This window comes from Comamonas aquatica, from assembly GCF_018064205.1.
Taxonomy (GTDB): Bacteria; Pseudomonadota; Gammaproteobacteria; order Burkholderiales; family Burkholderiaceae_C; genus Comamonas; species Comamonas aquatica.
This window is the reverse complement of record NZ_CP072916.1, coordinates 3,807,828-3,827,167: the sequence shown is the minus strand read 5'-3', so window position 1 is coordinate 3,827,167 and position 19,340 is coordinate 3,807,828. Positions and strand designations below refer to the sequence as shown.

Here is a 19,340-nt window from a genome sequence, read left to right as displayed (position 1 = left end):
GATACACCGCCCCCACCTGGCGCACGCCGGCTGGGGGCGGTGGTCCCTCAGTGCTGGTGGCCGCCCGCGGGCATGGCATGGCCGCCATGCCAAGCGGCCTCACCGCCCTTGGGGGCCATGCGCTGCACCGGCACCTGCAGATGCAGGCGTGACTCCGCACCCTGGGCATCCTGGAACACCAGGGTCACGGGCACTTGCGTGCCTTCCTGCAGCGGGGCCTTGAGCTGCTGGAACATCAGGTGCAGGCCTCCGGGCTTGAGTTCGACGGTCTGGCCCGCAGGCAGGTCCAGGCCATCCAGGGCGCGCATGCGCATCACATCGCCCTCCATCTTCATTTCATGGATCTCGCCCACAGCCGCGGCCGGCGTGCGCACGCCCACCAGGCGCAGCGGCTCCTTGGCCGTCAGGCGCACAAAGGCTCCTGTGGCCTGCTGCCCGGCCACGCTGGCACGCGCCCAGGCGCCTTCGGCGGCGACATGGGCCGCATCGGGATGGGCCATGGCAGGGGTTGTCAAGACAGCGCTCAGCAGCGCAGCGGCGATCCACATGGGGGTCTTCAACATCACAAATAGCTTTCAAAAATTCAGGACTCAAGGCAAGCGTGCCACCACAGCAGCGTCCGCTTGCGTGTGCTGTGCACGTGCCAACCGCCTCCACGCGGCGGGGGATGGATAACGGCCTAAGAGGGTGGGGAGGTTAGGCACACACCGACGGCCTGCCCATGGCGCGTGCGGACAACGCCGCCGCGCCCCCAGGCCCCCACCCACACCGGCGTGCGCCGGCTGTGAACACGTGCAGAAAAGACCGTGCGTCAGCCCGGTGGGCCGCGCGCCAGCGGCCCATAGGTCCAGCGCGCCGCCACCGGCACCCAGGCCCAGTCCACCGGGCGGTCCGGCGCTGCGGCCCGGACGCGGGTGGCCTGCACAGCGGGCGGCGGCGCCAGCACCGGCATGCACAGCGGGCAATCAATCAGATGGTGCAGCGCCGCCGACGCATCGGCAACGTCCGTGCTGGCCGGGCTGCGCACCCAGTGCGGCACGCTGTCGCCGGAGCACAGGCGCTCCAGGCTGCCCAGGGCCAGATGGGCCCGCGCCAGCGGTGCCCCAACGCCGGCCGCCACCACGCACAGCCACGCCGCCAACACCCAGACGGTGTAGCGACGCAATCGGAGCGACAGGGCCAGCAGCATGTCAGCCATTCTAGGGCGTGCCCGCCGGCCGGGGCGCAGCAGATCCCCGGCACAGCACCATCAGCATAGGACTATGACTCCCATCGGCTTCCAGCGCCTGTCCCACCTGCGTGCACCGCTCTGTTTTCAGGACGGATCGTCGGCTGCAAGCCAGCGCAGCAAGCCACTGCTGCGCCGGGTCGGGCTGGCGATGGCCGAGGCCAGCAGCCCCGGCGCCTCGGACCACAGCGAGAACGCCTGGCGCGCCCGCGTGATGCCGGTGTAGACCAGCTCGCGGCTGAGCACATTGCCGCCCTGCGCGGCCAGCACCAGGGCCGTGTGCTCGAACTCCGAGCCCTGGCTCTTGTGCACCGTCATGGCGAAGGCGGTCTCCACATGAGCCAGGCGCGCTGTGCTGACATGGTGCAGGTGCTCGCCCTGCAGGAAGTACACGCGCAGCCGCGCCGGGTCGGCAAAGCCGGGCAGCGCCATCCCGATGTCGCCATTGAACACGCCCAGTTGGGCATCGTTGCGCGTGACCATGACCGGGCGGCCCCGGTACCACTCGCCCTCCATGCGGATGGCACCCTGGGCCTGCAAGGCCTGCTCCACCGCGCGGTTCAGGCCCGCCACGCCCCAGGCGCCCTCGCGCACGGCGCACAGCAGGCGGTAGCGGTCGAAGGCGGCCAGCACGTCCCGCACCCATTGCTGGTGCTCGGCCTCGGTGGCAAAGCCGCCCTGGCCACGCTGCGCCAGCCGCTCGGCATAGGCCGCATAGCTGGCCCTGCCGCCACGGCCCTGCACGGCGCTGCGCACCACGGCCTCGACCTCGCCGCCTTCGCGCGCCCAGAGTTCGGCCTGCGGGCCGGCCTGGGTTTGCGTGCGCAGCAGCGCCATGGCACCGGGGGCATCGCCGGCATTCACGGCCAGCGCCAACTGGCCAATCGGGCCGCTGAAACGGCGGCTTGCGCGCAGCATGACGGTGTGCTGGGCCAGCGGCAGCGCAGGGCCACTCGCCCGATAGGACGCCGGCAGCGACTGGCCCGTCACGCGCTCGGCATAGGCCACGGTGTCGGGTGCGTAGTGGCCCTGCTGCGCATCGCGGCACAGGTCGCCCAGCACAGCCCCGGCCTCCACCGAGGCCAGCTGGTCCTTGTCGCCCAACAGAATCAGGCGCGCCGTGGGCGGCAGGGCCTGCAGCAGCGCGGCCATCATCTCGAGGTGGATCATGGAGGCCTCATCGACGATGAGCACGTCGACATCCAGCGGATGGCCCGCATGGTGGGCCAAGCGCCGCGTGTCGGGCCTGGCGCCCAGCAGCGCATGCAGGGTGCGCGCCGCGCCCATGCGCTGGACCAGCGCTTCCAGATCCAGATCGCGGCCCACGGCCCCCTGCAGCTCCCGCAGCGAACTGTCAATCGATTGCTTGAGTCGCGCCGCTGCCTTGCCCGTGGGCGCGGCCAGCGCCACGCGCAGCTGCGCGGCATCCGGCGCCGTAGCAAACAGCAGCGCCAGCAGGCGCGCCGCCGTATAGGTCTTGCCCGTGCCCGGGCCACCGGTGATGACGGACATGCGCCCGCGCAGCGCCAGCGCGCAGGCCAGCTGCTGCCAGTCCACCGCCTCCGCGGCCGCGGCGGACGCGCTGAACAGCCGCCCCAGCCAGTCGCGCACCCGGGGCTCGTCCAGCGCCAGCGCATCCGCCGCCGTGCGCTGGGCGATGTGGGTGGCCACGCTGCGCTCGTAGTCCCAGTAGCGGCGCAGGTACAGCAGGGGCGCCGGGCCATCCCACAGCACCAGCGGCTGCCCGCGGTCGGCCACGACCGCCCCGGGCGGCACGACGCGCACCACGGGGCTGCGGCGCAGGGCCTGCAGCCAGTCGCTGGTCTGGCGCGGCAACTGCTCCCACAGCGATAGCTGCAAGCGCACAGCCTCCTTGGGCCAGGCCAGAATTTCATTCGGATGACTGGCCAACGCCGACAGGGGCAGGCAGCTGTGGCCACGCCCCTCCATCTGCGCCAGCACGGCGGTGGCCACCAGCAGCGCGGGCGCGGCCTCGGCATCCTGTTCGGCCACAAAGGCGGCCAGGGCACTGTCCAGGCGGCGCAGCAGGCCGGCATCGGCCAGGCGCTCCAGCGCGGCCAGCCAGTCGGTGGTGCTCAACACCACGGTGTCGCCGTCATCGGCGGCGGCAAACAGGTCCAGCGTTTGCAGATCGGCTTTGCGGCGGCCCTTCATGGCTGCACCTCCTGGGGTTCTTCGGCGCGGTCGTCGAGCAATGCTTCCAGCCCTTGGAGCAAATCCAGCGATGGCTGCAGCACCTGCATGCCGGCGGCCTCGCCATCGAGGCCGCGCAGGAAGAAATAGAGCGCACCGCCCAGTTGCTCCTGGGGGTCGTACGCCGCGCCCAGCCGGCTGTGCAGCAGGCGGTGCAGGGCCAGCAGATACAGCGCGGCCTGCACGTCATAGCGGTGCTCCAGCATGGCCTGCGCCAACGCCCCGGGGCCATAGGCCGCCGCATCCTGGCCCAGGTGGTTGGTCTTGTAGTCCAGCACCCAGTAACGGCCGCCATGCTGGAACACCAGGTCGGCAAAGCCCATCAGCATGCCGTGCAGCTCGCGCTCGGGCAGCGCCGGGCGCGGCCGACCGGGCAGGATGTGCTGGCGGCACAGCGCGTCGATGCGCGGGGCCGACAGGCGCTGCGCCGGCAGCCAGAACTCCATCTCGGGCAAGAGCGCATCGCCTTCGCCCAGCTGGGCCAGCGAGACACCGAGCGGCGCCAGCGGCTGGTGCACCACGGCGCGCAGCCATTGCAACGCATCGGCCGCCTGCGCCTGGCGGCCCGCGCGCTCGCAGCGGCGCAGCAGGCGGTCCGCCAGGGGTTCGCTGGCCTCGGGGTCGTCGTCGGGCTGCAGCGCAAAGTGCTCGGCGGCCAGCCATTCCAGCTGGTCGTGCAGGAAGTTGCCCACCACCGGGCCGCGCATGAAACGGTGCCAGACCGCCGCATCGCTGCGCGCGCCGGCGCGGGCTGAGGCCACGCTGGGCAAGGCAGTCATGGCGTCGTGGATGGCACCCAGGTCCAGCGCGGCGTCAGCGGCCTCTTGGGCCTGCAGCGCGCGCTCGTCCTCGGCGGGGCTTTGTGCGGCCACCGGCAGGACCGGCAGGCTGGGGGCGGCCATGGCGCGGGTCAGCGACGAAAAGCTGCCGATGCCCCAGCGGCGGTCGAACTGCGCCGCATACACGGGCGCTGCGGCCAGGACGGGCAAGGCCTGCGCCGGCACATAGCGCGTGGGCACGGGCAGTTCGGCCGGCAGGTCCACCACGGCGATCTGCGTGCAACGCTCGGCCAGGTCCTGGATGCTGGCGCGCCAGCCAGCTACGGATTGTGAAGCATCCCCCGCAAGCAGGTAGCCAGCAGCGCCCTGTTCGTTCACACAATGTTTGCTGCTGCCGCGCTTCATCGGCGCCAGCCCCATCCACAGCGCATGGCGCGGGCGGGTCAGCGCCACATACAGCAGGCGCAGGTCCTCGCGCAGGCGCTCCTTGTCGGCCTGCGCCAGCTGCGCCTCGTTGTAGTCCAGCACCAGCTCGCGCGCGGGAGCGCCATCGATCTGCACGGGCAGCGACAGATAGGCCGCCTTGCCATCCACTGGCCGAAAGCTCCCCGCAAACGGCAGACAGACCACGGGATACTCCAGCCCCTTGCTCTTGTGCACGGTGACGACCTTGACCAGATCGGCATCGGACTCCAGCCGCACGATCTGGGCATCGCCGGCCGCGCCCGGGTTCTCGATCTGGGTGGCCAGCCAGCGGATCAGCGCCTGCTCGCCTTCCAGCTGGGCACTCGCGCCTTGCAGCAGCTCGGCCAGGTGCAGATAGTTGGTCAGACGGCGCTCGCCGCCCATGTCCTTCAGCCAGCGCGCCGGCAATTCAAAGCGGTACAGCGTCTGGCGCAGCATGGCCAGCACGCCCAGGCGCAGCCAGAGACTGTGCAGTTCCTTGAGCAGCTCGCTGCGCGCATCGAAGGCCTCGTCATCGCTGGCCAGCCAGGCCAGCTCGTCAAACGACAGACCCATCATGGGCGTGGCCAGACCGGCACGCACGGCCAGTCCGTCCAGAGGCGCTGCCACGGCACGCAGCCACAGCAGCAGATCCTGCGCCTCGACGCTGGCGAAGACCGAGTCTTGATCGGAGAGATAGACCGAGGCCACATTGCGCCGCGCCAGTGCACGGCGCACGGCTGAGGCCTCCTTGCCAGTGCGCACCAGCACCGCGATATCGGCCGGACGCAGGCGCTGCAGCGGCTGGCCGGCTTCGGCAAAGCCCGTGGCACCGTCCATCAGCCACTGCACGATCTGGCTGGCGCAGAACTCCGCCCCACGGCGGCGGATGTCGTCATTGCTCAGCGGCGCATCGCTGCTGCCATCCCAGGCCATGGTCAGCGCAGCCATGCGCTGGCTGCCTTGCATCAGCAGTTCTTTGCGGCCGTTGGCTTTGACGGGTTCGAACGGCAGCGGATTGCGCTGCCCGGCGCGGAACAGGAAGGCCCCTTCCCCATCGCGCACCTCGGCCTGCACAAACCATTGGTTGACCGCATCGACCAGCGCCTGCGTGGAGCGGAAGTTGGTGTCCAGCACATAGTGGCGGTCCTCGGTCGCTTGCCGGGCCTGCAGGTAGCTGTAGATGTCCGCCCCCCGAAAGCCGTAGATGGACTGCTTGGGGTCGCCGATCAGCAGCAGCGCGCTGTCCGCGCGGTTGTCGGCCGTGCGGTAGATCTGGTCGAACAGCCGGTACTGCAGCGGCGAGGTGTCCTGGAACTCGTCAATCAGCGCCACCGGATACTGGGCCAGGATGCCGGCTTGCAGCGCGGGGCCGTTGTCGCCGGCCAAGGCGGCATCCAGGCGCTGCAACATATCGGCAAAGCCAAAGGTGCCCGCCTGGCGCTTGAGCCACAGCAGGCGTTGCTGCACATGCACGGCCGCATGCAGGCGCAGCGCCACATGCAGGGATGGCAGTTGCGCCAGGGCCTCAAGCAGTTGTTCCAGCTCGGCAAACTCGACAGGCAGCAGCAAGTCCATGGTCGAGCCCTTGAAGGCCTCGGCCATGCCCTCGGGGCTGAGGCGCTTGCGCGCGGAGTCGCTGAGTTCCAGCGGCCGGTGCAGCGGGTCTTGCGCCCAGGCGGTGAGGCTCTCGAACCAGCCCTGGTAGTAGCGGGCCTGCAGCTTGCGCTTGTCCCACAGCGCGGCGCGGCCGTCGAGCTCACCCTCAATCCAGCGCAGCATGCGTTCGGCCTTGGCGTCCCAGCCAGCGGCCAGTGCCTGCAACCGCTGTGTGCGCTCCGCCTGCGTCTGCGCAATGCACGCCCCCAAGGTCCCGGTACCCGCTGCAGCGGGCACGTGCTCACGCAGTAGCGACTGCATGTCTTTGACCAGCGCATGCACATCGGGCCAGACCTGCAGCGCCGTCTCCAGCACCTCGCCCGACAGCGGGTAGCACTGCTGGCGCCAGTAATCCTGGGCCGCCTCGGTCTGGCGCTGGCTTTCATCGGCCTCCAGCGTTTCGTCGAACAGGTTGCCGCTGTCGAAGGCATGCTCGCGCAGCATGCGCTGGCACCAGGCGTCGATGGTGTGGATGGCGGCATCGTCCATGCACTGCGCCGCCATGTCCAGACGCCAGGCGGCGGTGTCGCGCTCAGCGCCTTCGGCATAGGCATCGCGCAGATCGCGCAGGAAGCTGTCGTGTGGCGCCGGTTCGGCCTCGCCGCGAAAGCACTGCACGGCCTCGATCAGGCGGGCACGGATGCGGTCCGACAGCTCGCGCGTGGCGGCCCGCGTGAAGGTCATGACCAGGATGTCGGGTGGCATCAAGGGCCTGGCAAAACCGTTCTCGGCGCCATGGCCCAGCACCAGCCGCAGATAGAGCGCTGCAATGGTCCAGGTCTTGCCTGTGCCCGCGCTGGCTTCGATCAGGCGCGAGCCCCAGAGCGGGAAATGCAGGGGCTGCAGCGGCTGGCTGGTGGTTGGATGCGCGCTCATGCCGGCTCTCCCGCTGGTTCTTCTTGATTGGTCATCCCGGGCAGCGCTTCGGTCTGCACCTGCGCAGCCAGCCAGTCATGCAGCGGTCCATAGACCTCCTTGGCCAGTTGGTGAAAACGCAGATCGGCCGTCAGCGCCTCCCAGTCGGGGTAGCAGCGCCCCCAGCTGGGGTCCTCGCACTCGCCGCCCAGCAGGTAGCCGCCCTCGTAGGCCTGTGCGGCGGCGTTCAGGTCGTCCTGGCCGGCAGCGATGGCGGTTTTGAGCGGCAGCGGCAAGGGGTGGTTCTGGCCCGCCAGCCATAGCTGCATCAGAGCCTGCAAGCGCTGCTTGGCAGCTTGCGGCTCCAGCGGCTGCACCCAGACCAGGGTGTCGCGTGCGATCACGCCCATCAGCGTGTCGCTGCCCGTGCTGGACAGCGCCAGGCTGCGCACATAAACGGGCAGCAGCTTGTAAGCCTGAAGTTCGCCCTTTTTGTTCCGCAGCGTGCGCGGCTCCAGCGCAAACCAGCAGCGGCTGTGACCCGCATCCGAAGACGGCTCTTCACGCTCCTGCAAGCCATCCATCCAGTCGTCCAGCGTGACCGCACCGGAGTGCAGCAACAGCCGCTCGCGCGGCGCCGCATGGGGCCATAGTCGCATCTGCTGCTGCCAGGCCAGCAACGACGGCGTGGCCTGGGCCTGCAAGGCCTCGGCCTCGCGCCTGCCAAGACCTGCCAGCGGCAACACGCCGGCACGCCCAAGACGCTGCACCTGGCGCTGCACCTGCAGGCCCACGTCCAGCGCCGCATCATGCGCCAGCTGCGTGCGCACGCCTTGCTGCAGCTGCTGAATCAGGCCGTAGGCGGTCAGGCCATCGACGCTGAAAAGCTCGTCGTCCTCCAGCAGCTCCTCGTCCTGCTCAAAACGCACCTGCAAGCGATTGCGCAGAAAGCTGCGTGCGGGATGGCGCAGAAATTCCGTCAGGCGCGCCAGCGTCAGCGGCACTTCGGGGTCGGGCTCGAAGGCAGCCACGACCGGCAGCACCTGCGCTGCCCGCTCTTCATGCGCGCCATACCATTCGCGCGCGAAGGTCGACAGCCCTGAAGCCTGCTCGAAATAGCGGCGGCTGAAGGGCTGCAAAGGATGCTGGCGGGTACGCTGGGCCAGCAGCAGCTCTCCGCGCTCGCGGGCGGAAAGTCCTGCGCTGCCTTCACCCTGCCAGCCCTGGCTCAGATAGTCGCGCAGCTGCGAGACCAGCACCGAGGGTGGCTGCTCGCTGTTGTCGCGCACATGGCGGCCGGCCCAGCTGATATAGAGCTTGCTGCGGGCCGACAGCAAAGCATCCAGCATCAGCTGGCGGTCATCGTCGCGGCGCGCGCGGTCGCCGGGGCGCTGCTGGCCGGGCTGGGCCATCAGATCGAAGTCCACGCGCGTGGCGCGGCGCGGGTAGTCGCCATCGTTCATGCCCAGCAGGCACACCACGTCGAAGGGAATCGCGCGCATGGGCATCAGCGTGCAGAAGGTCACGCCGCCGGCGCGAAAGCGCTGGTTCAGCGCGGGCTCGGACAGGGCTTGCAGCCAGGCCTCCTGCGCCACCTCCAGCGGAATCAGGGCGTCGAAGCCCGCTTGCTCGCAGGCGGCCTGCCAGCCGACCAGGGCCGTGTCGAGTGCGGCGCACAGGGCCTGGTCCTCATCGCCCTGCGCGACAAAGAAGTCGTCCATCAGGCGGCGAAAACGCTGGGCCCAGACCTCGGGGGCTGCCGCTTCACCCGCCGTGTGCCACCACTGCAGCATGCGCCCCAGCAAGCTGGCCAGCGATCCGGCCAGCTCGGCCGTCAGGCCGCCCACTTCGTCATAGGGCTCCATGCCGGCAAACGCCTGTGCATCGTCGAAGGGGGCCTGCAGCGCCGGCCCGCTGGCATAGCCCAGGAGCATGCGGCGCAGGCCGAACCAGGCGCTGTTGGGATCACCACAGGCCGCCAGGCCCAGCTGGGCGCGCTGCGCATGGTTGAGGCCCCAGCGAATGCCGGCACCGGCCATCCAGTGCGTGAGCTGGGGCAGATCGTCGCTCGCCAGTCCCACGCGCGCCGCCACGGCGGGGACATCGAGCAGATCGCACAGCTCGCTCAGGCGGCAGCGCTGCTGCGGCAGCTTGAGCAGCCATTGCAGCGCGGTCACCAGCGGGCTGCTGGCTCGCGCGCCCACATCGGCAATGTCAAATGGAATATGGCGCGCATCGTGGCGGCCGTACTGGCCGAACACGGCGCGGATGGCGGGCGCGGCCTCTTCGATCGACGGCAGCATGACCACCACATCGCGCGGCGCCAGTGCGGCGCGGCCCGCCGCGGCAGGCTCGGCCAGCCATTGCAACAGTTGGTCGTGCAGCACTTCAAGCTCGCGCACCAGACCATGGGCCTTGTGGAAGACGATGGACTGGTCGGCCGCGGCGATCTCGACTGCGGGGTGCTCCGACAAGGGCACCAGATCGCGGATGCGCTGCTGCACCTGGACCAGCAGCGGTGCGTCGATCAGCGCGCCCGCATCGGCCTCGTCATACACATCGACGCGCGGCCAGCCCCATTGCGCGGCGGTATCGTCCGTGGTGTCAAAAGCATCGAGCTGGCGCACATAGTCGCGGCTCTGCCGACCCCAGGCCGCCAGCAGCGGGTGGGCATGGGCGTGCATGGCCTCCAGCGGAATCTGTGCCAGATCCCTGCCGCCCTTGTCGGCATGGCGGCGGCGCTGCTGGCGCAGCAGCTCGCGCCCGTCGATGGCATCGGCCCAGTGAAAGCGGCAGGGGTTGGGCACGGCAATCAGCACCTGGCTGTGCTGGGCAATGCCGCTGAGGAACTGCATCAGCGACAGCGGCATCTGGCTCATGCCGAACACCACCACGCGGCGCGCCAGCGGCGTGACCGGCGGCTGACCGCTGTGCAGCGCGTCCAGAACCCGCGCCAGCAGGGCCGGGCGCGTGGCGGCGCGCTCCTGTTCATCGAGTTCGGCCAGCAGCTTGCGCCACAGCTGGGGCTGCCAGCGCTGTCCTTCGGGCACGGGCGCGTCGGGGCGGCACGCGGTGCGCAGCACCTCCTCGCCCTGCTCCCAGGCGGCCAACCAGTCGGCGCGGTAGATCTGGTACTGGTCGAACAGGTCGGCCAGCTTTTCGGCCAGCTGCAGCAGGCGCTGCGGCTCGCCAGGGCGCAGAAAGTTGGCAATCGGCGCAAACGCCGGCTCGCCCAGACACTGCGGCAGCAGGCGCATCAGGCGCCAGATCATGGGCGTCTTGTCCAGCGGCGATTCGCGCGGCACGGCGTGCTGGCCCAGAATCTGCCGGTAGCTGCGCCAGACAAAGCGCGCCGGCAGCTCGACCTGGGCCGCAGCGCACACGCCCTGCTGCTCGGCCATGCGCATCTTGAACCACTCGGCCATGCCGTTGCTTTGCACCAGCACGATCTCGGGCTCCAGCGGGCCCAGCGGGTGGGCCTGCATCCAGGCCAGCAACGTGTCGGCCAAGGTCTCAGTGCGGTTGCCATGCAGGGCCATCAGGCCCGGTGCCACAGAAGAAGCCACAGGCCCTTCTCCCCTCATCGTTGTTGTGTGCTGGAAAGCCGCAAGCCTGCCATGGCCGCCGCCTGGGGGCAAGGCTTGCGCCAGCAAGCTTCAACAAAAAGAGCGGCCAGCGCTTGCCTATGCTAGGTTTTCGATCATTTGCATGATCAAACCCAGATTAGACCAGCGCAGACCGCTCCTTTTTCCGATCAGGCAAAGATCCGGACGCCCAGCCCCACGGCGCCGGCCGCACTGCAGGCGGCCAGCACCCGCACCTGCCGCGGCGCATAGGTCAGCACCAGGGCGACAGCCAGGGCCGCGGGCGTCAGCACCCCCAGCCAGGCGGCCACGGCCACCGAGGTGCCCCAGCGCTGCAAACACACCCACAACGCGGCCAGCAGCAGCGCCGTGCCCAGCGCCCGCCAGCCCCAGGCAGCCCGGGCCGGCAAGGCCGCGCCCGGCTGGCTGTGGTGGCGCTCCATCGCCTGGCTCAGGGCCGCAAATGCTGGCACCGCCAGCAGTCCTGCCATCCATGCGTTCATGCTTGCTGCTCCGGTGTCGCCAGGCCAGGGGCCACGCTGCGGGTCGCACGCTGCGGCACGGCCGTGCCCTGCAGGCGCAGCCACAGCCGGCGCGCCACCACGGCGTGCAGGGCGGCCAGCGCCAGCATCATCAGGTCAAAGCCTGCGATGCTCCACTGCCCCTGGGGCAGGGTGTGCCACAGCCCGGCCCCACCCGTCCAGGCGTTGAGCAAGGGCAGCAGGGCAAAACCGATGGCCGCCAGCAGCATCTGCTCCAGCCATGCCCGCGCATGCGGGCGCACGGCGGCGTGCAGCAGGCTGGCCGCCCAGGCGATGAAGAAGCAGCTGATCTCGACACTGCTGCGCTCCAGCACGTCCACCGGCACGCAGCGGTTGGCCCAGAAATAGGTCGCCACCGCCACCGACAGGCCCGCCACGGCGGCCACGTTCAACACCTCCACCAGCCGGTGGCCGCGCGGCGTGAAACCCAGCTTGCGGCGCTCGGGCTGGCGCTTGACCACCCACAGCACCAGCCCGGTGGCCGCCATTGCCGTGCCGACCACACCGGACAGGAACAACAGCCAGCGCACCGCGGGATCGGCAAAACGCCCCAGGTGCACGCTGACCATGCTGTTCATCACGGCACTGACCGCCGACGGTGGGCGCACGGGCTGGCCCGCAGTCATGGCCCCGGTCACCCCGTCAAACACCAAGCGTTGCCCCATGCCGCGGTTCAGCAGCAGGCTGTCGCTGCCTTGCGCCCGCAGCTCCACCGTGGCGCGGTCCGTCTGCGGGTGCTGCACGCTGATGCTGCCCACAACCAGGCCCGGGTATGCGGCCTGCGCGGCAGCCAGGATCGGTGCGATGGGCGCCAATGGTGCTGGCGTGCTGCGGGCCTGGCGACCCTCGCCACGCTCGCCGTTCGGCACCCCCATGGGCATGCCACGGCGCTCGGCATTGAAGCGCTGCGGCTGGCCGTCGTAGACCGCCTGGGCGCCCCAGGGCATCAGCATCGTCATCAGCAGCAGCAATCCGCTGAAGGTGATGACGATGTGGAACGGCAAGGCCAGCACCGCCGTGGCGTTGTGCGCATCCAGCCAGGAACGCTGACCCTTGCGTGGCCGGAAGGTGAAGAAGTCCGTGAAGATCTTCTTGTGGGTGATGACGCCGCTGATGATCGCCACCAGCATCACCATGGTGGCGATGCCCACGATCCAGCGCCCCCAGATGCGCGGCATGGCGTACAGCTCGAAGTGGAAGCGGTACAGGAAGCTGCCGCCACGGGTCTCGCGCACCGGCAGCACCTCGCCCGTGCCGGCATCCAGGTGGGCGCGGCGAATGCCTTCGCGGCCGGGCGGAGCCCCTTCGGGGCGCCAGCTCACCTCCACCGCCGTCTGCCGCGCGCTGGGCAGTTGCACGCTCCAGTTGCTGGCACCGGGCGCCAGCGTCTGCAAGGTACTGAACGCCTTCTCGGCCGCCCCCGCCTGGGGCACGGAGGCATGCAGCTCGGGCCGCATCCAGTCGTCGATCTCGTCGACGAAGTAGCTCAGTGTGCCTGTGAAGAACACGGCATACAGCAGCCAGCCCAGCAGGAGACCACTCCACGTATGCAGCCAGGACATGGACTGGCGCAGGCCCTCGGCCTTGCCATCCGCCCTCATGGCTGGCCTCCGTACAGCCACCACACCGTGGCCAGCAGCACCGCAGCGGGCACCGCCAGCCCCAGCCAGGCCCGCGTGGCCGTGGCACAGGCAAACACCCACAGCACCGCCACGGCATAGACCACGAAGGACAGCATGGTGGACAGGGTCACGGCATCGGCCCTGGCCATGCCGGCACGGTGGGCCACCAGGCCCAGGGCCGCGGCACAGGCGGCACTCACCGCATAGCCCCCGCCGACGGCCGCCACCGCGCGCGAAGCGACGGCCCAGCGGTAACGGACCAACGTGGTCCCGCGAGAGGCGGAAGACGCCACATCAGCACGCATGGTGACCTCCGGCCAGCCCCGGCATCCAGAACAAGGCGCGCACGCTTGGCGCACCTGCTATCGGGTGTGATCGCATGATCGACAGCTCCCAGTGTTATTAATGATAATTATTCTTATTTTATTTATTTAATCTGGGGCTGCCTGTGGCGCTGGACATGAACCCTGGTTGATTTACCAAAGATTTACGCAGACGCCAGGCACAACGAAAAATCCCCTGACCATTGCTGATCAGGGGATTTGAATTTGGTGGCCTGGGACGGGATCGAACCGCCGACACGCGGATTTTCAATCCGCTGCTCTACCAACTGAGCTACCGGGCCTTTACAACTTCAGAGCAGTCTGTCGTTGTACCGAAGCCATGATTGTATGCGAACTTTTTGGCCCCAAAATGAAAAACCGGATTTTTTTGAAAAAACTTATCCGCGGCGGCTGCGCCCCAGGTCCACGCCCAGCTGGCGCAGCTTGCGGTACAGGTGGGTGCGTTCCAAACCAGTCTTTTCTGCCACGCGGGTCATGGAGCCGCCCTCGCGCGCCAGGTGGAACTCGAAATACGCTTTTTCAAACCCATCGCGCGCTTCCCGCAAGGGACGGTCAAGATCGAAGTCCTGGTGGGCACTGGGCATGGCATCCACCGCACGCAAGCCCAGGTGGGGGCGCACCATGGCCTCGCCAGCGCCCACATCGGCCACAGGGGTCACAGGGGTCACACCTACCAACACGCCACCGGCCACCGGCGCTGCGGGCTTGGTGGCGGGTGCACTGGCGTTCTTTGCCAAGCCCTGCTCCACCGCCTTGAGCAGCTTCTGCATGGTGATGGGTTTTTCCAGGAACGACAGCGCACCGATGCGCGTGGCCTCCACGGCCGTGTCGATGGTGGCGTGGCCACTCATCATGATCACAGGCATGGTCAACTGCCCGGATGCGGCCCACTCCTTGAGCAGGGACACGCCATCGGTGTCGGGCATCCAGATATCCAGCAGCACCAGATCGAAGGCGCCTGCATTCCGGGCGGCACGCGCCTGTGTGGCGTTGGCCGCCAACTCAACACTGTGACCTTCATCATTGAGGATCTCCGACAGGAGATCTCGGATGCCCAGTTCGTCGTCCACCACCAGTATGTTTGCCATGGGTTCGAAAAGCTATGTGCTTACAGGTTTCAGGTTCACCGCCTCTCACGGTGCCTCGGTGTTTATGGGGACAAATGATAGCGACACTTGCGCGCCTTTCACCAAGCCCCCCTCCAAACGGTTTGTCAAATCAATCCGTGCGCCGTGTTCGTCGGCAATTTTCTTCACCACGGCCAGCCCCAGTCCTGTGCCTCGCACCTTGGTCGTGACATAGGGTTCGAAGGCGCGCTGCAGGATGTGGGGTGCAAAGCCTGTGCCACTGTCGCAGATCGACAGGCGCACGCGTTTGCTGCTTTCCACCCATTGCGTGGAAATTTCCACGGGCACGGGCGCCACCCCCAGGGCCTGCGCCTGCTGCAGCGTCGCATCTTGCGCGTTTTGCAGCAGGTTGTGGATGACTTGGCGCAACTGCTGTGTGTCCCCGGCAATCCAGGGACAGTGTGGATCCAGCTTGGCCTGGACCGACACCTCGGCATTCTCCTCGCCATACAGCTGCAGCAACTCCAGCACCAGCGCGTTCAGGTCCAGGGGCTGCAACTCGGCCGCCGGCAGCCGAGCATAGTCGCGAAACTCGTTGACCAGCCGCAGCATCGCACCCACCTGGTCAACGATGGTCTTCACCGAGCGGTTGAGCAGGGCCTGGTCCACCGGTTCGAGCTTGTCGTTGAGCTTCAGTGCCAGGCGCTCGGCCGACAGCTGGATGGGCGTGAGCGGGTTCTTGATTTCATGTGCCACGCGACGCGCCACCTCGGCCCAGGCCTTGGAACGCTGGGCCGATACGATTTCCGAAATATCGTCAAACACGATCAGGCGACGCGACTGCGGCAATTCGGCGCCCCGCACAACCAGTGTCGTCTTGTCGTGCGGCACTTCGCCGCCTTGCGGGTCGGCATCCTGGTGGAACGGCAGCTCCAGTACCTGCTGCCAGCGGTCGCGCCCGGCATCGCCCCCCCTGTCCCCGAGGAACAGCGCAAACTGCTCGCGCACCATGTCAGCCATCACCTGCAGACTGGGCACTTCGTCCAGCCTGCGCCCCATGTACACCGCCATCGGCATGCGCAGGATGCGCGTGGCGCTGGGATTGATGGACAGCACGTGCCAAGCATCGTCCAACACCAGCACACCGGACGTCAGGTTGTCCAGAATGGTCTGCAGGTTGGTGCGCGCCGCCTTGACCTCGCCCATGCTCTTGTCGACCGCCATGCGGGCATCCAGCAGCTGCTGCGTCATCAGGGCAAAGGAGCGCGTCAGCCCGCCCAGCTCGTCCTGGGTCTGCAGGGCCATCTTGGGCGTCAGGTCGCCACGCGCCACATCGCGCACGCCCTGCGCCAGCACCAGCAGCGGCCGCGCCAGCTGATTGCCCAGCAGCACGGCCAGCAGCACCGCGCCAAACACCGCCAGGAACAGGCTCAGCGTCAGCGTGCCGATGTACATGCGCTGCAGCCCCTGCCGGGCCAGGGCGCGCTCCTGGTACTCGCGGTTGGCATCCTGTACCGCCAGGGCATTGGTCACCAGCGCGCTGGGCAAGGGAATGGAGGCCTGCAGAAAGCGTTGTTCCCCACGGAATTCCCAGCGCAGATTGGTCACCAGCGCCAGGGTTTTGACGTACACCGCCTGCACGTTGTCGCGCGCCTTGGTGGCGGCCACCTCGTCCAGACCTTCGATGCTGGCCATGGGTTTCAAGCCGGCGCGCAGGCTGCGCAGTTGCTGCGCGCTGGGGCGCTCCGGCGCCAGCTCCAGCAGCGACGTCCCGGCGCTGGCCACCGCTACGCCCGCGCTGTTCCAGAGGATGACGTCGGTCGCACCCAGCTGCTCGCGGATGCGCTCCAGCACCAGGCCCGCCGCGGCATCCGGCACCTGGGCCAGTTGCTGGCTGGCCGAGCGGGTGTTGTTGGCCATGTCGTTGGCGATCGTCTCCAGCGTCACGCTGGCGAGGTTCACCCCGGCGCTCAGCGCCCCTTCCACCTTGACGTCAAACCAGCTCTCGATCGAGCGCGACACAAACTGGTAGGACACCACATAGATCAGCAAGCCGGGCACCACGCCCACCAGGGCAAAGATGGCGGCCAGCTTGAACAGCAGGCGGCTGCCGAACTTGCGCTGGCGCCAGCGCACGGCCAGGCGCACGCCCATCCACAGCAGCACCACCAGCAACGCCGCCGCCACCAGCACGTTCAGCCCGAACAGCCAGGCGTAATGCCGCTCGTACAGCTCCCGGTTATTGGTCGCCTGCATCAGCAAGAACAGCAGGATCAGGCCGAGGGCACACATCACGGCACCGGCCACCCCCAGGGCCCAGCGGGTGGATTTGCGGCTCGCGGAAACGGAAGCGTCCATGGAGGACCTCATTGCAAAACGCCCAGGTCCACGCGCTCGGTGTGCGTGACCAGCAGGTTCCAGCCCGAACGGCCCAAGGCACCGATCTGCAGGGGACGCGGAAACTGCGAAATATCGATCCGGAAGCGCAGCTGCAGCACGGCCTCGCCCTGGCTCGGCAGCTCGGCCGCCGGGCCGATGTGCCAGCGCACGATGCGCTGCATGGCCTGCAGGGCTTCCTGCAGGCCCTCGAAGGAACTGGACAGCGCCGCGCCAAAGCCCTGCCCTTCGAACGGCTGGCTGCCGGTGTACAGGCGCCAGCGCCGCGTCAGGGGCTGGTAGCTCAGGCGCATGTAGCGCTGGGCGCTGAGCAGCTCCTGGTCGCTCCAGTACCAGCGCTCGCGCACCATGTTCACTTCGGCCACGAAATGCACGGGAATGCCTTTGAGCAGCGCATCCAGCACCAGCTCGGGCAGCGACCAGGGCAGGCTGGCCGTCAGCAGCAGGCTGCCCCCTTCGCGCTGCAACTGCACGGCCGATGGCGCCGAGGCGCTGGCGGCCGGCTCGCCCGACTGGGCCCAGGCCGCAGATGCGCAGGCCATGCCCGCCCCGGTGGCCAGCACGGCCAGCGCCAACGCACGGCGCTGCTGCCCGTGCGCAGGCAGGGCGTCAGGCGTGTTTTTGCAGCAGGGCGTAGAAGAAGCCGTCGTGGTCACCCGCGCCATTGTCCGGGAGCTGACCGGCCTGCGCCGGAATTCCCGGAATTAAATGCCCGGGAGACGCCAATAACTGCGCCTGGCTGTTGCGCGCAAGAAACGCTTGAATCTGCGCATCGCCCTCGGCCTTGAAGACCGAGCAGGTGCAGTACAACAGGCGTCCGCCGGCTTGGAGCAGGGGCCACAGCGCATCCAGGATCTGCGCCTGGATGGCCGCCAACTGCGCCACATCGCTGTCCCGGCGCAGCCAGCGCACATCGGGATGGCGGCGCACGATGCCGGAGGCGGTGCACGGCGCATCCAGCAAGATGGCGTCGAACAGCTGGCCACCGTTGGCCTGCTGCCACCACTGCGCGGGCTGGCCCGCATCGGCCACCAGCACCTTGGCATGGTCCTGCAGGCCGGTGCGTTGCAGGGTGTCGTGGATGCGGGCACTGCGCTCGGCATCCACCTCCAGGGCCGTCACCTGCAGGGGCGAGGCCGCCCCGGCGAACTCCAGCAGGTGGGCGGTCTTGCCGCCGGGGGCCGCGCAGGCGTCCAGCACCTGCAAGGGCTGGTCCAGATCCAGGCCCTGCAGCAACAGCGGGGCCGCCAGCTGCGCCGCACCGTCCTGCACCGACACCACCCCTTCGGCAAACCCCGGCAGGGCCTGCACCGCCTGGGGCTGGGCCAGCTCCACGCCATCGGCGCCGAACACACGGCTATCGATATGTATAGCTGTCAGCGCTTGCTGGTATTGGGCTGGAGTGCTTTTTTGTCGATTCACCCGCAAGCTCATGGGCGCGTGCGCATTGTTGGCCTGCAGGATGCGCTGCCAGTCCTGCGGGTGATCGGCCTTCAAGCGATCAATCCACCATTGCGGATGGTTCCAGCGTGCCACCGGGTCGCCGTCGGTGGCGGCCACCAGGGCATCACGCTCGCGCAGGAAACGGCGCAAGCAGGCATTCAGGAAGCCGGCCTGGCGCTGCAGGCTGCCGCGCTTGGCCGCCTCCACCGTCTGGTTGACCAGGGTGAAGGGCTCGTACGGGGCCTGTGCCGTGTCCCAGGCCAGGGCCAGGGCCGTGCACAGCAGGGCATCCACCTTGGCCGGTGGGGCCTTGGGTGCCAGCTGCTTGCGCAGCGCCTGGGCCCGTCCCAGCTGGCGCAGCACCTGGAACAACAGGGCCTGCACCCCGGGGCGCAAGCGTGCCGGGGCGGCCGCCACCGCGGCAGTGCCCGACTGGCCGGACAGGATCATCTGCAGGCCCTGGGCCACCAGCGCCAGCTGCTGCCACAAGGGAATGGGCGCCGCCGCCTGTGCGGCCGGGGCCGTGTCTGGAAAAATTTTTCGCGTCATGCCGTCTGCTGCATCAAAAGCGCAGCGTCTTGTTGAAAGCTGCGGCCAGGCTTCATGCCCAGGATGCGTGCCAGCACCCAGGCCGGGAATTGCCCGATCGCACGGTTGTAATCCTCCACGGCCGCATTGAACTGCGCCGTGCAGTGGCGCTGCACCACCATCAGTTGGCCCCAGTCCTGCGGGCCAGCAGGCGGCGCCTCGGCCCCCTCACCGCCCTGGGGCTCGGGGCACAGCTGCGCATAGGCCTGCCAGGCCACCTGCAGGCTTTGCCAGGCGCTGTCCAGCGCGGCAATCGCCTCGGGCCGCAGCGGGTGCTGGCGCGCCTGCTGCAAGGCCAGCTCCAGCAAATCGGCGCTGGGCAGCAGGGCGTGGCGGGCATGCTGGGCCGAGGCCTCGGCGCCCTCCCCCGCTTCGGCGCGCGCGTAGGTGCGCAGCCATTCCAGGGCGAGCACGAACTGTGCATCCAGTGCCGCAAAGGCACTCTTGCAGGTGGTGCGCAAGCGCTGCAAGCGCTTCCAGGCGCCCGCCACCCAAAACACGGTGATGGCCAGCGACAGCCATTCCAGCGACAAAATCCACATAGGCGCAGTGTAGCGAGGAGCAATAAAAACGC

At 68.6% G+C, this 19,340-nt stretch carries 13 protein-coding genes and 1 tRNA gene; all 14 read right to left on the bottom strand.

The annotated features are described in order from the left end of the window. Positions 1-47: 47 nt before the first annotated feature. The 14 genes from KAQ61_RS17970 to KAQ61_RS17905 all read right to left on the bottom strand — a co-directional run bounded on the left by KAQ61_RS17970 (position 48) and on the right by KAQ61_RS17905 (position 19,308). A complete protein-coding gene (locus KAQ61_RS17970; RefSeq protein WP_210930031.1) occupies positions 48-563 on the bottom strand; it encodes a copper chaperone PCu(A)C in 516 nt (171 codons plus the stop codon). A gap of 248 nt (positions 564-811) precedes the next feature. Continuing rightward, positions 812-1,198, bottom strand: coding sequence for a hypothetical protein (locus KAQ61_RS17965; RefSeq protein ID WP_210930030.1), 387 nt, complete (start codon positions 1,196-1,198; stop codon positions 812-814). A gap of 117 nt (positions 1,199-1,315) precedes the next feature. Beyond that, on the bottom strand, positions 1,316-3,403 hold the full coding sequence (gene recD / locus KAQ61_RS17960) for an exodeoxyribonuclease V subunit alpha (RefSeq protein WP_210930029.1): 2,088 nt from the start codon (positions 3,401-3,403) through the stop codon (positions 1,316-1,318). Beyond that, positions 3,400-7,200, bottom strand: a complete 3,801-nt coding sequence (gene recB / locus KAQ61_RS17955; RefSeq protein WP_210930028.1) for an exodeoxyribonuclease V subunit beta — start codon at positions 7,198-7,200, stop codon at positions 3,400-3,402. Before recB ends, recD begins: the two co-directional genes overlap by 4 nt. Further along, positions 7,197-10,763 carry an exodeoxyribonuclease V subunit gamma gene (gene recC / locus KAQ61_RS17950; protein ID WP_210930027.1) on the bottom strand — a complete coding sequence of 1,189 codons (3,567 nt, stop codon included), beginning with the start codon at positions 10,761-10,763 and terminating at the stop codon, positions 7,197-7,199. The genes recB and recC overlap by 4 nt, the downstream gene beginning before the upstream one ends. Positions 10,764-10,933: 170 nt before the next feature. Then, positions 10,934-11,266 carry a DUF3325 domain-containing protein gene (locus tag KAQ61_RS17945; protein WP_210930026.1) on the bottom strand — a complete coding sequence of 111 codons (333 nt, stop codon included), beginning with the start codon at positions 11,264-11,266 and terminating at the stop codon, positions 10,934-10,936. Continuing rightward, positions 11,263-12,906 (bottom strand): PepSY-associated TM helix domain-containing protein, encoded by a 1,644-nt coding sequence (locus tag KAQ61_RS17940; protein ID WP_210930025.1) that lies wholly within the window; start codon positions 12,904-12,906, stop codon positions 11,263-11,265. Before KAQ61_RS17940 ends, KAQ61_RS17945 begins: the two co-directional genes overlap by 4 nt. Further along, positions 12,903-13,232, bottom strand: a complete 330-nt coding sequence (locus KAQ61_RS17935) for a DUF3649 domain-containing protein (protein ID WP_210930024.1) — start codon at positions 13,230-13,232, stop codon at positions 12,903-12,905. The genes KAQ61_RS17940 and KAQ61_RS17935 overlap by 4 nt, the downstream gene beginning before the upstream one ends. Before the next feature lie 244 nt (positions 13,233-13,476). After that, positions 13,477-13,552: transfer RNA gene (locus KAQ61_RS17930), tRNA-Phe, on the bottom strand. 96 nt (positions 13,553-13,648) lie between these two features. Continuing rightward, complete coding sequence (locus tag KAQ61_RS17925) at positions 13,649-14,359, bottom strand: response regulator (RefSeq protein WP_210930023.1); 711 nt, start codon at positions 14,357-14,359, stop codon at positions 13,649-13,651. A gap of 45 nt (positions 14,360-14,404) precedes the next feature. Further along, positions 14,405-16,696: a sensor histidine kinase gene (locus KAQ61_RS17920; RefSeq protein ID WP_244982942.1), complete on the bottom strand. Its 2,292-nt coding sequence runs from the start codon at positions 16,694-16,696 to the stop codon at positions 14,405-14,407. Positions 16,697-16,704: 8 nt separating this feature from the next. Then, complete coding sequence (locus KAQ61_RS17915) at positions 16,705-17,391, bottom strand: DUF4390 domain-containing protein (RefSeq protein WP_420839352.1); 687 nt, start codon at positions 17,389-17,391, stop codon at positions 16,705-16,707. Continuing rightward, on the bottom strand, positions 17,345-18,727 hold the full coding sequence (rsmB, locus tag KAQ61_RS17910) for a 16S rRNA (cytosine(967)-C(5))-methyltransferase RsmB (RefSeq protein ID WP_210930020.1): 1,383 nt from the start codon (positions 18,725-18,727) through the stop codon (positions 17,345-17,347). The genes KAQ61_RS17915 and rsmB overlap by 47 nt, the downstream gene beginning before the upstream one ends. Further along, entirely contained in the window at positions 18,724-19,308 is a 585-nt protein-coding gene (locus KAQ61_RS17905; protein WP_210930019.1) for a LemA family protein, read from the bottom strand. Before KAQ61_RS17905 ends, rsmB begins: the two co-directional genes overlap by 4 nt. Positions 19,309-19,340: the final 32 nt, after the last annotated feature.